This window comes from Streptomyces sp. NBC_01352 (assembly GCF_036237295.1).
GTDB lineage: Bacteria > Actinomycetota > Actinomycetes > Streptomycetales > Streptomycetaceae > Streptomyces > Streptomyces plumbiresistens.
This window is the reverse complement of the sequence record NZ_CP108354.1, coordinates 8,317,291-8,332,218: the sequence shown is the minus strand read 5'-3', so window position 1 is coordinate 8,332,218 and position 14,928 is coordinate 8,317,291. Positions and strand designations below refer to the sequence as shown.

At 69.9% G+C, this 14,928-nt stretch carries 13 protein-coding genes; 8 read left to right on the top strand and 5 right to left on the bottom strand.

From position 1 onward, the window contains the following. Positions 1-24: 24 nt before the first annotated feature. A complete protein-coding gene (locus OG252_RS38340; protein WP_329341967.1) occupies positions 25-999 on the bottom strand; it encodes a GlxA family transcriptional regulator in 975 nt (324 codons plus the stop codon). A 128-nt stretch (positions 1,000-1,127) separates the two neighbouring features. On the opposite strand from OG252_RS38340, the gene OG252_RS38335 reads away from it, so the two are divergent. Next, on the top strand, positions 1,128-2,465 hold the full coding sequence (locus OG252_RS38335; RefSeq protein ID WP_329341965.1) for an MFS transporter: 1,338 nt from the start codon (positions 1,128-1,130) through the stop codon (positions 2,463-2,465). Here OG252_RS38335 and OG252_RS38330 read toward each other — a convergent pair. Both OG252_RS38330 and OG252_RS38325 read right to left on the bottom strand, forming a co-directional pair. After that, positions 2,431-3,039, bottom strand: coding sequence for a DUF1349 domain-containing protein (locus OG252_RS38330; RefSeq protein WP_329345299.1), 609 nt, complete (start codon positions 3,037-3,039; stop codon positions 2,431-2,433). The genes OG252_RS38335 and OG252_RS38330 overlap by 35 nt on opposite strands. A 102-nt stretch (positions 3,040-3,141) precedes the next feature. Then, positions 3,142-4,671 carry an aldehyde dehydrogenase (NADP(+)) gene (locus OG252_RS38325; RefSeq protein WP_329341963.1) on the bottom strand — a complete coding sequence of 510 codons (1,530 nt, stop codon included), beginning with the start codon at positions 4,669-4,671 and terminating at the stop codon, positions 3,142-3,144. A 158-nt stretch (positions 4,672-4,829) separates the two neighbouring features. Here OG252_RS38325 and OG252_RS38320 point away from each other — a divergent pair, with 158 nt between their 5' ends. From OG252_RS38320 to OG252_RS38310, 3 genes are all read left to right on the top strand, one after another. Continuing rightward, positions 4,830-5,603, top strand: a complete 774-nt coding sequence (locus OG252_RS38320; RefSeq protein WP_266441732.1) for an IclR family transcriptional regulator — start codon at positions 4,830-4,832, stop codon at positions 5,601-5,603. A 3-nt stretch (positions 5,604-5,606) separates the two neighbouring features. Beyond that, on the top strand, positions 5,607-6,080 hold the full coding sequence (locus tag OG252_RS38315) for a GNAT family N-acetyltransferase (protein ID WP_266441729.1): 474 nt from the start codon (positions 5,607-5,609) through the stop codon (positions 6,078-6,080). A 105-nt stretch (positions 6,081-6,185) separates the two neighbouring features. Further along, on the top strand, positions 6,186-7,631 hold the full coding sequence (locus OG252_RS38310) for a peptidoglycan D,D-transpeptidase FtsI family protein (protein WP_266441726.1): 1,446 nt from the start codon (positions 6,186-6,188) through the stop codon (positions 7,629-7,631). A gap of 59 nt (positions 7,632-7,690) precedes the next feature. Here the strand turns inward: OG252_RS38310 and OG252_RS38305 are convergent, their stop codons facing one another. After that, a complete protein-coding gene (locus OG252_RS38305) occupies positions 7,691-9,148 on the bottom strand; it encodes an NCS2 family permease (protein WP_266441724.1) in 1,458 nt (485 codons plus the stop codon). A gap of 263 nt (positions 9,149-9,411) precedes the next feature. Between OG252_RS38305 and OG252_RS38300 the strand changes: the two genes are divergently transcribed. The 4 genes from OG252_RS38300 (at position 9,412) to OG252_RS38285 (ending at position 13,446) form a co-directional block, all read left to right on the top strand. Then, on the top strand, positions 9,412-9,978 hold the full coding sequence (locus tag OG252_RS38300) for a SigE family RNA polymerase sigma factor (protein WP_266441721.1): 567 nt from the start codon (positions 9,412-9,414) through the stop codon (positions 9,976-9,978). Continuing rightward, a complete protein-coding gene (locus OG252_RS38295; protein WP_266441718.1) occupies positions 9,975-10,817 on the top strand; it encodes a hypothetical protein in 843 nt (280 codons plus the stop codon). The genes OG252_RS38300 and OG252_RS38295 overlap by 4 nt, the downstream gene beginning before the upstream one ends. A gap of 84 nt (positions 10,818-10,901) precedes the next feature. After that, positions 10,902-11,732, top strand: coding sequence for a pectate lyase (locus tag OG252_RS38290; RefSeq protein WP_329341958.1), 831 nt, complete (start codon positions 10,902-10,904; stop codon positions 11,730-11,732). 31 nt (positions 11,733-11,763) lie between these two features. Continuing rightward, positions 11,764-13,446, top strand: coding sequence for a rhamnogalacturonan lyase B N-terminal domain-containing protein (locus OG252_RS38285; RefSeq protein ID WP_266441710.1), 1,683 nt, complete (start codon positions 11,764-11,766; stop codon positions 13,444-13,446). 176 nt (positions 13,447-13,622) lie between these two features. Here OG252_RS38285 and OG252_RS38280 read toward each other — a convergent pair whose 3' ends face one another. Next, complete coding sequence (locus tag OG252_RS38280) at positions 13,623-14,777, bottom strand: right-handed parallel beta-helix repeat-containing protein (RefSeq protein WP_329341956.1); 1,155 nt, start codon at positions 14,775-14,777, stop codon at positions 13,623-13,625. Positions 14,778-14,928: the final 151 nt, after the last annotated feature.

Below are 14,928 nucleotides of genomic sequence, written 5' to 3'. Positions count from 1 at the left end.
GCCCGCACCCGCGCCGGGTTGTCTTCAGGCGGCGGGGGCTCCCAGGCGGCTGAACTGTGCCCGGTACGCGGTCGGCGTCAACCCGGTGCGCCGGACCAGGTGCGCCCGCAGCGAGTCGGCCGTGCCGAGGCCGCTGGCGTGGGCCACCTGGTCCATGGGCAGGCCGGTGGTCTCCAGGAGCTCCTTCGCGCGCTCGATGCGCTGGTGGAGCAGCCACTGGAGGGGGCTGACCCCGCTCTCGGCGTGGAAGCGGCGCGTGAGGGTGCGTACGGAGACTCCCGCGTGGCGGGCCAGATCGGTCAGGGTGAGCGGCTTGTCGAGGTTGCGCATGGCCCAGCCGCGGGTGTCGGCGCAGGCGGTGCCGCGCTCGGGCGGCAGCGGGGTCTGCGTGAACTGGGTCTGGCCGCCGGGGCGGACGGGGGCGACCAGGGCGAGGCGGGCGACCTGGTTGGCCGCGGCGGCGCCGTAGTCGGTGCGGATGATGTGCAGGCACAGGTCGATACCGGCGGCGTACCCGGAGGACGTCATGATCCGGCCGTCCTGCACGTAGAGGACGTCGCCGGTGACGTCGACCGCCGGGTACCGCTCGCGCAGCTCGTCGGCCTGGTTCCAGTACGTGGTGGCCCGGCGGCCGTCCAGCAGCCCCGCCTCGGCCAGGACGAACGCGCCGCTGCAGATGGACGCGATCCGCTTGCCCGCGGCGGCGGCCTCGCGCACGGCGGCCACCGTGCGCGGGTCGGGCACGTACCGCTGCCCGGTGCCCACGACGACGGCCATGTCCGCCGCCCGTACCGCCTCCAGCCCGTGCCGTACCTGGAGGTCGAGGCCTCCGGTGGTGGGGACGGGGCCCGGCTCGGGGGCGCAGATGACCACCTCGTAGCCCGGACCGCCGTCGATCTCCACCCGCTCGAAGAGGAGCTCCGGGATGGCCAGGTTGAACATCGAGACGGGCGTCGCCGCGATGACGGCGACCCGGCGGGGACCACGCGGACGGGCCATGGCCAGAACCTCCGGACGTATGGCGTTCAGGCCACTACTGTACGCCGCCGGAGATCAGCAGCATGGAGGGCATGTCAAGGAATCACCTCACCTGGAGCGATGAACGCGGGAGTGACAATGGGGAGTTGATGCCCAGGAAACCCTCCCCTGCCCCTTCTCCCTCTCTCACCCTCGCCGCCGCCCTTCTCGGCTTCGCGCTGATCACCCTGGACGCGTCCGTGGTGAACGTGGCGCTGCCGTCCATCGGCTCCGCCCTCGGCGGCGGGATGTCCGGCCTCCAGTGGGTGGTGGACGCCTACACGCTGGCCTTCGCCGCCCTGATGCTGTCCACCGGCGCCTTCTCGGACCGGGCCGGGGCGAGCCGGGCGTACGCGATCGGCATCACGGTGTTCACGCTGGCCTCCGCGGCCTGCGGTCTCGCGCCGACCCTGCCGACGCTGATCGGTGCGCGCGTGCTGCAGGGCGTGGCGGCGGCCGTGGTGCTGCCGGCCTCGCTGGCGCTGGTGCGGCAGGCGTACGGGGATCCCGCGCGGCGGGCGCGTGCGGTGGCCACGTGGGCGGCGGGCGGTGCCGTGGCGGTGGCGCTGGGCCCGGTGGCGGGCGGTGTGCTGACGACCGCCTGGGACTGGCGGGGCATCTTCTTCATCAACCTGCCGCTGGGCGCGGTGGCCCTCGCCCTGCTGGTGCGCGCACCGCGGTCGGAACGGCGCCCGGCACCCCTCGACCTGCCCGGCCAGCTGACGGCGGTCGTCGCCCTCACGGCGCTGACGTTCGCGGTGATCGAGGGCGGGCGGACGGGTCTGGTGGCCCTGGTGGTGGCCGTCGCGGCAGGCGTGGCCTTCTTCCGCGTCGAGGCACGGCAGCCGCATCCCGTCGTACCGCTCGGCCTGTTCCGCGACCGGGCCGTGTCGGTGGCCGTCGCGGCGGGGGCGGCGTGCAACGTGGCCTTCTACGGCGTGGTGTTCCTCTTCTCCCTCTTCTTCCAGCAGGTCCAGGGCCGCTCAGCGCTCTACGCCGGCCTCATGTTCCTGCCCATGACCGGGCTGATCGCGGTGACGAACGTACTGTCGGGGAAGCTGGCGGACCGGTACGGGCCGCGGGTGCCGATGCTGGCGGGCCAGGGCCTGGCGGCGGCCGGACTGCTCGTTCTCCTGTACGTCGACACCGCCACGTCCCTCGCCCTGGTGGCCGCGCTGCTCGTCCCCATGGCCCTCGGCTGCGCCCTCACGGTGCCGCCGCTGACGGCCATGATGCTGGACGCGGTGCCGGCCGAGCGGGCGGGCCTGGCGGCGGGGGTGCTCAACGCTGCGCGGCAGGTGGCCGGAGGGCTCGGCATCGCCGTGTTCGGGGCGCTGGTCTCCGGCGGTTTCGAGGCGGGGATGCGGGTGAGCCTCGGCATCGGCGCGGCCCTGCTCGTGGTGACGGGTGGGCTCAGCTTCCGTCTCGCAGGTCGCGCGGCCAGCTAGGCCGGAACTCGATGTGGTCGTACGTCACCACGCACCCCTCCCCCATCGGCGACTGCGCCATGAACCCGACCAGGGCCGCCCCGGTCTCCTTCTCGTCCCCCAGCGTGAAGAGCCGGACGAATGTCCAGCGCTTCCCGTCCCGGGAGGCGTGAAAGGCGAAGGCGCGGCCGGTCCGGCTCACCCGGAGCCAGACGGAACTGCCCTCCACCGTCCAGGCGTTGGCGTCGTCGGAGTGCCCCCGGGTGACCACCGTGCAGACGGTGGGCACATCCGGGGAGTACTCCAGACACAGCTTGGCCCAGGCCCGCTCACCGACATGGACGTACAACACCCCCGCGTCGAAGGCCCCGCCGAACCCCACGGTGACGCGAGCGATCAGCTGGAAATCCCCTTCGGGCGCCCCCAGCAGACGCGGTGCGTCGGAGGCGGGGTCCAGCCCTTCACCGGTGGGCGGCACGAACCGGTCCTGACGGGGCCCCGCCCACCCGGTGAGCACACCGTCCTCGTGGGACCAGCTGCCGTCAGGCCCATAGGTACGGAGGGGAAAGGGCAGTTCGGGAATCTCCACGTCCAGTACCTATTCATCTCAGGGGAAGTGCACGCCTCAGGGGCGCGGGGAACTGCGCGACGAGCCACAACGGACCTGCAGCCCGAAATCCACCGCACCCCTACGGCGTTACCGCTCCAGCCGCCCGTTGAACCGACGAGGCAGCCCCAGCGGATTCTCGTCCCGAAGCTCCGCGGGAAGCAGCGCAGCCGGCGCATTCTGATACGCCACCGGCCGCAGCCACCGCTCGATGGCCGTACCGCCGACAGACGTGGACGTCGACGTCGTGGCCGGGTACGGCCCCCCGTGATGCTGGGCCGGAGCCACAGCGACACCCGTGGGCCAGCCATTGACCAGCACACGACCGGCGAGCGGCGTCAGCTCCGCCAGGATCTCCGCGCCACGACCCTCTCCGGCCGACTCCTCCGTCGACAGATGAACCGTCGCCGTGAGGTTGCCCGGCAGACGGGACAGCACGGCCTGCGCCTCGGCGTCGTCCTCGTAGCGGGCAACGACCGTGACCGGACCGAAGCACTCCTCGAGGAGAAGGTCGTACGCCCCCTCGCTGGTCAGCTTCTCCGCGGCCACCGTCAGGAAGCCCGCGCTCACCGTGTGCTCACCGCCCGCGCCCGGCGTCACCGGGGTGTCGACGTCGGGGAGTTCGGCCCGCTCGGCGACGCCCGCGACGAAGTTGTCCCGCATGCGGTGGTCGAGGAGCACCCCGGCCTCGGTGTCGCTGACGGCGTCGGTCAGGGACTTCAGCAGACGGTCGCCCGACGCACCGGCCGGAGCCAGTACCAGGCCCGGCTTCACGCAGAACTGGCCGACACCCAGCGTCATGGAACCGGCGAGGCCCGCACCGATCGCCTCGGCACGTTCGGCCGCGGCCGCCTCCGTGATCACGACGGGGTTCAGCGAGCCCAGCTCGCCGTGGAACGGGATCGGCACCGGCCGCGCGGCCGCCGCGTCGAAGAGGGCCCGTCCGCCCGGGATGGAACCGGTGAAGCCCGCGGCGGTGACCAGCGGGTGCTTGATCAGCTCGATGCCCGCCTCGAAGCCGTGGACGAGGCCGATGACACCCTCGGGGATGCCCTGCGTGGCGGCCGCCCGGCGAAGGACGGACGCGACCAGCTCGGACAGGCCCGGGTGGTCCGGGTGGGCCTTGACGACGACCGGGCAGCCCGCGCCCAGCGCGCTCGCGGTGTCGCCGCCGGCGACCGAGAAGGCGAAGGGGAAGTTGGAGGCCGAGTAGACGGCGACGACACCGAGCGGCACCTTGTAGCGGCGCAGGTCCGGGATCGGCGGGGTCGCGGTGTCGTCGGGGTGGTTGATGACGACGTCGAGGAAGGCGCCCTCGTCGACGATGTCCGCGAAGGCCCGCAGCTGGTAGCAGGTGCGGGCGAGTTCGCCGGTCAGCCGGACCGGACCGAGCGCGGTCTCGGCGTCGGCGGCCTCGACGAGGTGGTCCTTGGACACCTCGAGGCCGTCGGCGGCGGCGCGCAGGAACGCCGAGCGGACCGCGCGGTCGGCGAGTGCGCTCCGCGCGGCGTGCGCGGCGCGGACGGTGGTGTCCACCTCCTGGGCTGTGGCCTCCACCGCAACCTGCTCACGCTGCTTCCCGGTTCGGGGGTCGACACTCCAGACTGGTGCTGCTGCCACCGCGGGTCCCTCCACATTGATTTGCTGTCGGCCTATTGCCGCTTATTGCCGCAGTATCTAAGGTCATCCACCAGGGTCGTTCGATATGCTGAACGCTGTCTCTGATGATGAATATGCTGTCGGAGACTATTTCCCGTCGAACGAAGGGGTCAAGGGCGATGTCGGCAGCCGAGACAGGCGGCGGGGCACAGGTCAAGTCCGCGGTACGGACCGTTGAGCTGCTGGAGTACTTCGCCGGACGCCCTGGTATGCACTCCCTCGCGGCGGTCCAGGAGGCCGTCGGGTACCCCAAGTCCAGTCTGTACATGCTATTGCGCACGCTGGTGGAATTGGGCTGGGTGGAGACGGACGCGACGGGCACGCGGTACGGCATCGGGGTCCGGGCGCTGCTGGTCGGCACCTCGTACATCGACGGCGACGAGGTGGTCGCGGTGGCCCGTCCGACGCTGGACCGGCTGTCGGACGACACGACGGAGACGATCCACCTGGCCCGTCTGGACGGCACGAACGTCGTCTATCTCGCCACCCGCCAGTCGCAGCACTATCTGCGCCCCTTCACCCGGGTCGGCCGCCGGCTGCCCGCGCACTCCACGTCGCTGGGCAAGGCGCTGCTGAGCACCTACTCGGACGAGCAGGTCCGCAAGATGCTGCCCGAGACGCTGCCGGCCCTGACCGAGCACACCATCACCGACCGGGAGAAGCTCATCGAGGAGCTGCACCAGGTGCGCGAGCAGGGCTTCGCGGTGGACCGCGAGGAGAACACCCTGGGGCTGCGCTGCTTCGGCGTGGCGATCCCCTACCGCACTCCCGCGCGCGACGCGATCAGCTGCTCGGTGCCGGTGGCGCGGCTCACGCCCGCGCACGAGCAGATGGTGAAGGACGCGCTGTTCGACGCCCGTGACCGGCTCACACTCGCCACCCGGAGGCTCTGAACCATGCAGGTCGCACTCCGCGACGTCCACGACAGCGACCTGCCGGTCTTCTTCCGGCAGTTCAACGACCCCGAGGCCCTGCACATGGCGGCCTTCACCCCGCGGGATCCGGCCGACTGGGACGCCTTCGAGGCCCGGTGGAAACACCAGAGGTCGTCGGCCGACCTGGTGGTGCGGACCGTCCTCGCGGACGGTGACGTGGTGGGCAGCGCGGCGGTCTACGGGGATCCGGGCGAGCGCGAGGTGACGTACTGGATCGACCGCATGTACTGGGGCCGGGGCATCGCCACCGCCGCCCTGAGCGATCTGCTGGCCGAGGTACCGGAGCGCCCGCTGTACGCCCGCGCCGCCGCCGACAACGAGGGGTCCCTGCGGGTCCTCACGAAGTGCGGCTTCCGCCCGACCGCGCACGCCACGGGGTACGCGAACGCCCGCGGCGAGGAGATCGACGAGGTCGTGCTGAAGCTGGAGGGCTGAGGGCGGCCGAGCCGTTCCGCGCCGGGGGCGGGCTTCATGAACTCCCGATGAGAAATCCGGCGGAAGGGAACGTTCCGCTCGCTCCCGCTCGTCCTTCTGAGCGGGATGAACAAAACGATCAGGCGCGCCTCCGTCTTCACGCTGCTACTGGTGTTCGCTCTGCTGATCAGGGCGACCTGGGTGCAGTTCTACGAGGCCAAGGCGCTCGCAGACGACAAGGACAACCGGCGCAACGCGATCGAGCTGTACAGCGAGCCGCTCGGCGACATCGTCGTGGGCGGAAAGTCGGTCACCGGCTCGGCGCCCACGACCGGCAGCGACCTCAAGTACAAGCGGACGTACACGGACGGCGAGCTGTACTCGGCCGTCACGGGCTACAGCTCGCAGGTGTACGGGGCGACGCAGTTGGAGGGCATCTACCAGAACCTGCTCGACGGGACGGACACCCGTCTGAAGACCGTGATGGACACGGTCACCGGCAAGCGGGCCGACCCGGGCAACGTGATCACGACGATCGACCCGTCCGTGCAGAAGGCGGCATACGACGCGCTCGGTGACAAGAAGGGCGCCGCCGTCGCGATCGACCCGGCCACGGGCAAGATCCTCGCGGTCGTCTCCACGCCGTCGTACGACCCCTCGACGCTCGCCACGGGAACCGGCGACGCGTGGACGCAGCTGACCAAGGACCCCGAGAAGCCGATGACGAACCGGGCGCTGCGCCAGCCGCTGCCGCCGGGCTCGACGTTCAAGCTGGTCGTCGCGGCGGCCGCGCTGGAGGACGGGCTGTACTCCTCGGTGGACGAGAAGACGGACAGCCCGGACCCGTACAAACTGCCGCTCTCCACCGACGTGCTGTCGAACGAGAACCCGTCGGCGCCCTGCGAGAACGCCTCGATCCGGGTGGCCCTGCAGTACTCCTGCAACAACGTCTTCGCGAAGATGGCCGTCGACCTGGGCCAGGACAAGGTCCGGGCGCAGGCGGACAAGTTCGGGTTCAACGACGCCTCGCAGGACGTGCCCGTGCGGGCGTACGAGAGCGTGTACCCGAAGGACATGGACAAGGCGCAGACGGCCCTGACGGGCATCGGCCAGTTCGACGTGACGGCGACGCCGCTGCAGATGGCCATGGTGTCGGCTGCCATCGCCAACGGCGGCAAGCTGGTCACCCCGCACATGGTCTCGCAGATCACCGACAGCGGCGGTGACGTCCTGGAGAACTACGACGACAACACGGACACCAAGGAGATCGTCAGTTCCTCCACCGCCGAGCAGTTGCAGTCGGCGATGCAGACGGTGGTCGAGGACGGTACCGGTACCAACGCGCAGATTTCCGGCGCGACGGTGGGCGGCAAGACCGGTACGGCCCAGCACGGCGAGAACAACAGCCAGACGCCGTACGCCTGGTTCACCTCGTACGCCAAGGCCGACGGCAAGGAGGTCGCCGTGGCGGTGGTCGTGGAGCAGTCGAACGCGGCCCGCTCGGAGGTCAGCGGCAACGGGCTGGCCGCGCCGGTGGCCAAGGCCGTGATGGAAGCGGCACTGAACAACTAGCGGAACCGGAAAACCGGGGGCAGTCTCTGCGGAGGCTGCCCCCGGACCCGACTACCGCACTACTTCGCGCCCAGGATCTGCTCGATCGGGTCGATCGCGAAGTACACCAGGAACAGCGCCGAGGTCGCCCACAGCAGCCAGTGGATCTCCTTGGCCTTGCCGAGGACCGCCTTGATCACCACGTAGGCGAGGAAGCCGGCGCCGATGCCGTTGGTGATGGAGTACGTGAAGGGCATCACGGCGATGGTCAGGAACGCCGGGATGGCGATCTCGTACTTGTCCCAGTCGATGTTCTTGACCTGGGTCATCATCAGGAAGCCGACGGCGACGAGGGCCGGGGCGGCCGCCTGGAGCGGGACGATGGTCAGCAGCGGGGTCAGGAACAGGGCGAGGGTGAACATGCCGCCGGTGACCAGGTTGGAGAAGCCGGTGCGCGAGCCCTCGCCGACGCCGGCCGCCGACTCGATGTAGGAGGTGGCGGAGGAGGACGAGGCCGCGCCGCCCGCGACCGCCGCGGCACCGTCGATGAGCAGGACCCGGCCCAGGTTGGGGACCTTGCCCTCCTCGTCGAGCAGGCCGGCCTCGGCGCTGATGCCGACGACCGTGCCCATGGTGTCGAAGAAGTCGGACAGGATCAGCGTGAAGATCAGCAGGACGACGGTGATGACGCCGACGTCGGCCGCGCCGAAGGCGCCGAACAGGCTGAAGTGTCCGATCAGCCCGAAGTCGGGGGTGTCGACCAGCTTGTCGGGCCACTCGGGCGAGGTGAGGCCCCAGGACTTGATGTCGGCGACGGAGTTGATGATCATCGCGATGATCGTCATGGTCACGATGCTGATCAGGATGGCGCCCTTGACCTTGCGGGCGAGCAGTCCGATCGTCAGCAGCACGCCGAGGCAGAAGACGAGAATCGGCCACCCGGTGAGGGTGCCGGTGCCGCCGAGCTGGACCGGGACCGTGGTGTTCGCGATGTCCGGGATACGGGTGACGAATCCGGCGTCGACGAAGCCGATGAAGGCGATGAACAGGCCGATGCCGACACTGATCGCCTGCTTGAGGGGTTGCGGGATGGCGTGCATCACCGCTTCGCGCAGCCCGGTCACCACCAGGACGCAGATCAGCAGGCCTTCGAGGACGACGAGGCCCATCGCGTCGTCCCAGCTCATCAGCGGGGCTATCTGGAAGGCGACGACCGCGTTGAGGCCGAGTCCGGCGGCGAGCGCGAGGGGCAGGTTGCCGCCGACGCCCATGATGATCGTCATGACGGCGGCCACCAGGGCGGTGGCGGTGGTGAGTTGGACCGGGTCCAGCTGGTCGCCGAACTTGTCCTTGGCGCTGCCGAGGATGATGGGATTCAGGACAAGGATGTAGGCCATCGTGAAGAACGTGGCGAAGCCGCCGCGTATCTCACGGGCGAAGGTGGAACCCCGCTCGGAGATCTTGAAGAACCGGTCGACGCTGTTCGTCGCCGGTGGCGGGCCGCTCGGCCGGTCGGCCGCCTTCTGCGGTTGGGACATGGTTGTTGCTCCTTGTTGCCTGAATGATCTGTGTGCGGATGCTGGCTGGATTGTTCCTGCGTTGAACGGTTTTCAGGTTTTCTCCGTGTTACGGAATCGGAGTCGAGGGACCATACAGCGTTCGAAGGCCCGTACGAACCAGGTAGTCGATCACTGCTACGCTTCCGGATCTCGTCCCGGCGGACGCCGGACGATCACATGTCATTCACATGACACGCACACGCGCCCGAGGGTGCCCGAGTCGCCGTGAGGAGAGGTCGCCCGTGGGCACAGTCGTCGACGACGCCGCCTCCGCGGAGTTCCACGCCTTCTTCGAGCGTCACTACGCCGAACTGGCCCGCCTCGCCCATCTGCTGACCGGCGAGGCCGACGCCGCCGACGACCTGGCGGCCGACGCGTTGCTGGCGCTGTGGCACCGCTGGGACCGGGTCCGCGCGGCCGACCATCCGGCGGCGTACGCGCGCGGAGTCGTGGCCAACCTGGCCCGCACCCGCATCCGCAGCGCGGTCCGGGAGCGGCGGCGCATCGCGCTGTTCTGGTCGCAGCGCGAGGAGAAGACCGAGAACCCGGACGTCGCCGGCGTGGTGGACGTCCAGGAGGCGCTGCGCAGACTGCCGTTCCGCAAGCGGGCCTGCGTGGTGCTGCGGCACGCCTTCGACCTCTCGGAGAAGGACACGGCACTCGCCCTCGGGATCTCGGTCGGTACGGTGAAGAGCCAGACCTCGAAGGGCATGGCGGAGCTGCAGCGGCTGCTCGGCACGCAGGCGGCACCGCTTAGAGTGCATGCGGCGATGGCGCGAACCGGTGACGCCGCGGGAAGGGACCGATGACCATGCAGCGGGACGTGCACGACAAGCTGCGCGCCCGGCTGCACGAGGCGGCCGGAACGCACCAGCCCGACCGCGCGCGCATCCTGGCCAGGGTCGAGCGCGGCATGACCGAGCAGACCCGCTCCGACCACCGGGCGACCCGCCCGCCGGTGTTCGGCTGGGTACGGGTGGTCGCGGCCACGACCGCGGTCGCGGGCGTACTCGGCGTCGGCGGTTACGCGGTGGCGTCCGCGGTGAAGGAGGACACTCCCCCGCAGCGGAACGTCGCGGTCACGGCGACACCGTCCCCGGACGCCACGAGCCGCGCGCCCGCCCCGCCGCCGGACCCGACGCCGAGCGCCCCGAAGGAGACCCGCGAGACCGACACGCCGCCGTCGCGGACGCCGAGCGCGTCCGCCACCACCGAGGCGCCCGTCGCCTCCGGCACCGAGGACGGCCCGCTGTGGTCGGACGGCTCGGTGGACCCGCACAGCAACGAGTTCTGGGGGCAGAGCAACGTCACCCTCAAGACGAGCGAGAAACTCACCGCGCTCACCGTCCGGCTGAAGGTCAGGCAGACCGGCGGGCTCACCTCGGCGGGTGCCTGGCGCTCCGCTCCCGAGGACGACTTCACGACGACCGTCGTCGAGGAGGAGGGCTTCCTCGTCTACACCTGGGTGCTCAAGCCCGACCGTTCGGTGCGGGAGGGCGAGTGGGTGTTCGCGGGCCAGTACGACCACGACCGCGGCGGCCGGGACGCGAGGGACGACGACTACGAGATCACCGCCACCACCGGCGGCCAGCAGCGTGCCGTGGCGGGCGACTTCGCCGCCGTCGAAGACGACGAGGACGACTCGTAGAAAAATTCTGAAGCGGCGGCAACCCTTTCCTCACCCCGTGGCGACCAGGAAGCGCAAAGTTCCTCTCCCACGCAAGGAATGGGCATGACTGCACGAGCCGAACAGCGCGTCCGCCACCGCCGCCGGGTCACCACGAAGCGGGCGGCGATCGCCTCCACCGCCGCGTTAGGCATCACCGGCGCGGCCATCGTCACCACGACGATGCTGTCCTCCGCCGGCGCCGCCTCCACATGGCCCACCGCCAACGGCAGCAAGGCCGTCCCGTCGACGATCAAGGTGTCCGGCACGTACGACGGCAAGCTCACGAAGTTCTACGGCTCCGGCGCCCTCGGCGGCAGCGGCCAGGAGGAGGGCCAGGACCCGGTCTTCCAGCTCGCCGACGGAGCGGTCCTCAAGAACGTGATCATCGGCACTCCGGCCGCCGACGGCGTGCACTGCCTGGGCAGCTGCACCCTGCAGAACGTGTGGTGGCTGGACGTCGGCGAGGACGCCGCCACCTTCAAGGGCAAGTCGTCCTCGTCCGTGTACACGGTCCACGGCGGCGGCGCGAGGAACGGGTCGGACAAGGTCCTCCAGTTCAACGGCGCCGGCAAGCTCGTCGTCAGCAAGTTCCAGGTCGAGAACTCCGGCAAGCTGGTGCGCTCCTGCGGCAACTGCTCCACGCAGTACAAGCGCACGATCATCATCAACGACGTGGACGTCACCGCGCCGATGAACTCGATCGTCGGCATCAACTCCAACTACGGGGACACCGCCGCCCTGCGCAACGTGCGCATCCACGGCGACAGCGGCAAGAAGATCAAGACCTGCGTCCGCTTCCAGGGCAACAACACCGGCAAGGAACCCACCCAGCTCGGTGTCGGCCCGGACGGAACCTCCTGCAAGTTCACGTCATCTGACATCACCTATCAGTGAGTGAACATTCAAGTATGACGGAGCACACTCCTTGAGCACGCACAAGAAGCACCTCACGCGCAGACGTGTGCTCGGGGCCTCCGCGATCGGCGTCGCCGCCACCGGCGCCGCCGTCGCGGGAGGCACCGGCCTCCTCTCCTCCGCGTCCGCCGCCGCGTTCGGCCACTCGGACGACGGCAAGAACTTCGTCGTCGACACCGGCGCCTCCCTGGTCTTCAAGGTCTCCAAGACGACCGGCGACATCACGTCCCTGGCCTACAAGGGCAAGGAGTACGAGGGATACGGCGGCAAGCACTCGCACGTCGAATCGGGGCTCGGTGCCTCCACCGTCACCATCAAGCAGTCCGGGTCGATCATCCTCGTGAAGGTCGTGCACGGCGCGATCACCCAGTGGTACGCGGCCCGCAGCGGCGAGAACAACGTCTACCTGTGGACGGACAAGAAGGACGCCTCCTTCACCGCGACCCGGTTCCTGGTCCGCCTCAAGCCCGGGATGTTCCCCAACACGGGCCCCGACACCTGGATCGAGGCCTCCGACAAGGTCATCGAGGCCGGGGACGTCTGGCAGCGCGCGGACGGCACCACGCACTCCAAGCACTACTCGGGCAAGCGGACGATCGACTACGACCACGTCGGCTTCACCACCGGCTCGGTCGGCCTGTGGCTGGTCCGCTCGAACCACGAGAAGGCCTCCGGCGGCCCCTTCTACCGCTCCCTGCTGCGCCACTCGAACGACCTCGGGGCCGGGCTCTACGAGATCCTGCACTACAACCAGGCCCAGACGGAGCCCGAGCGCTTCGGCCTCCAGGGCCCGTACGTACTGGCCTTCACCGACGGCGGCACCCCCGCCTCGTCCCTCTCCCACGCGAACCTCGACTCCTCGTGGGTGGACGGCCTCGGCATCACCGGCTGGGTCGGCAAGGCCGGCCGCGGCCGGGTGGCGGGCGTCGGCCTCAAGGGCATGAACGCCGAGTACGCCTACACCGTCGGCTTCGCCAACGCCGACGCCCAGTACTGGGCCAGGGCCGCGGCCGGCACGGGCGCCTTCTCCTGCAAGGGGATGCTGCCGGGGACGTACACGATGACGGTGTACAAGGGCGAACTCGCCGTGCACACCGGCTCGGTGAAGGTGACCGCGGGCGGTACGACCTCCCTGCACACCATCACCGTCACCGGCGACCCGTCCGCCGCCCGGACCCTCTGGCGGCTCGGCGACTGGGACGGCACGCCCGGCGGGTTCAAGAACGCCGAGCTGATGACGTACGCGCATCCGTCCGACGGCCGCGCCGCGAAGTGGACGGGGAACGTCACGATCGGCAGCGGCGGCGAGGCCGCGTCCTTCCCCGCCTACATGTGGAAGGACGTCAACGACGGGATCCTGGTCTACTTCAAGCTGACCGAGGCCCAGGCAGCCGCCGCGCACACGCTGCGGGTCGGGGTGACGGACGCGTTCGCCAACGGGCGGCCGCGGGTGACCGTCAACGACTGGGTCTCGCCGCTTCCCTCGGCCCCCACGCAGCCCTCCACGCGCTCCCTCACCACGGGTTCGTACCGGGGAAACAACCACACCTTCACTTTCAACGTCCCTACCAGTGCGTGGAAGACGGACACCTCGCAGTACAACGTCCTGAAGCTCAACATCGTCAGTGGTTCGGGCGGCTCGGCCTACCTCAGCGCCGGCACCTCGTTCGACTGCGTGGACCTGCTGGCCTAGGCCCCCCTCGGCCAGCAGCGCCGGTCAGAGCCCCCCTCGGCCGGCAACAGGAACGCCCCGCCAGTGACAACTGGCGGGGCGTTCGCTCACCTAGGGGCGCGGGGCTGTATCAATCTGCGGCTCCGCCGCGTGGGCGCGACCAGCCACGGCCGGCCCGCAAGCCCGCGAACCACCAGTCAGTTCATCGACGAACCGATCGCCATAGACCCCGTTGTCAGAAACGCGGTCGAGGGCAACGCCCCGCTCGACTGCCGAGAGGCGTACGCCGTCGTCGCGTCCGTCGACCTGAAGGACGGCGTACTGACCCCACCGTCCCAGTTGTTCGCCGCGGACACCGTCGACGAACCCGGCTTGCACGGCCCGCCCTTGTCGCCCACCGCGAGATTGCGGGCCAGCCGCGCCTTGCCGGTCGCGAAGTAGAACCCGGCCTTGGCATTGGCGTACGCGGTGTTCCGGTTCAACACGATCGCACCGCGGTTGGAGTTCTCCGTGAACCCGTTCGCCGTGTTGTCCCACGCCGCGTTGTTCTTGACGACATGCGCGACCGTGACTCCCCCGCCGCCCAGCTTGAACCCGTTGCCGTTGCCCTCGAACGCCGAGTCGCCCCACCGGTTCCTGCCGTTGCCGAAGGCCCAGGTGCGCTCGATGGTGACGCGCGAGGAGAACTGCCACAGGTCGAGGCCGTCGTCGGAGTTGTTGTACAGCCGCGCGCCCGTGATCCGGTTGCCGGTGCCGGAGCCGAACTTCACCGCGATGCCGTCGGCGTTCTGCCCGTGCCCGGCCGGGTCGAAGTTGCCGTGACTGTCCAGGTTCTGCACGAGGTTGTCGGTCGTGCCGTCGCCGCGCAGGGTGAAACCGGAGTCGCCGTTGTTCGCGGTGACGAGGTTCTTGAAGACGCCGCCGACCGAGGAGGTGACGACGAAGCCCTGGGCCGGGGAGTTCTGGAAGGTGAGGTTCTGGACGGTCCAGTAGTCGCCGTAGATCCCGGCGAGCCAGGAGCCGTCGGCCAGCTTGGAACCGTCGATCCTCACCTTCTCACTGCCGTACGCCTGCAGCGTGATCCGCGCCGAACTCGTGCCGTTGGCCGCGGACTTGAGACTGGCCTTCGGGGTGTACGTGCCGGCGCGGACCTGGATGACGGTACCGGCGGACGCGTTCTTGACGGCCGACTCCAGCTGGGCGGTGGTGGAGACGGTGACCGTCGTCGAGGCGGCCTGGGCACCACCGTTCGAGAGGCCGAGGTAGACGCCGCTCGCGCACGCGGTGACGGCCACCGCCGCGGCGATCGAGAGGGTCCGCGTCCTGCGGTGACGTCCGGTGCCAAGACGCACGGGGCGTTCCTTTCCTAGACGTTGGGGGACGAAGCGGGCCGGAGGGGCCGCCCCGGCCCGCTTCTGACATCCGGTCGCCGCCCCGGCCGAAAAGGTTGCCGCCCCGCGAAAACGATCGAAACTTTCGCTCCCCTCGGCCCCAACCGCACCG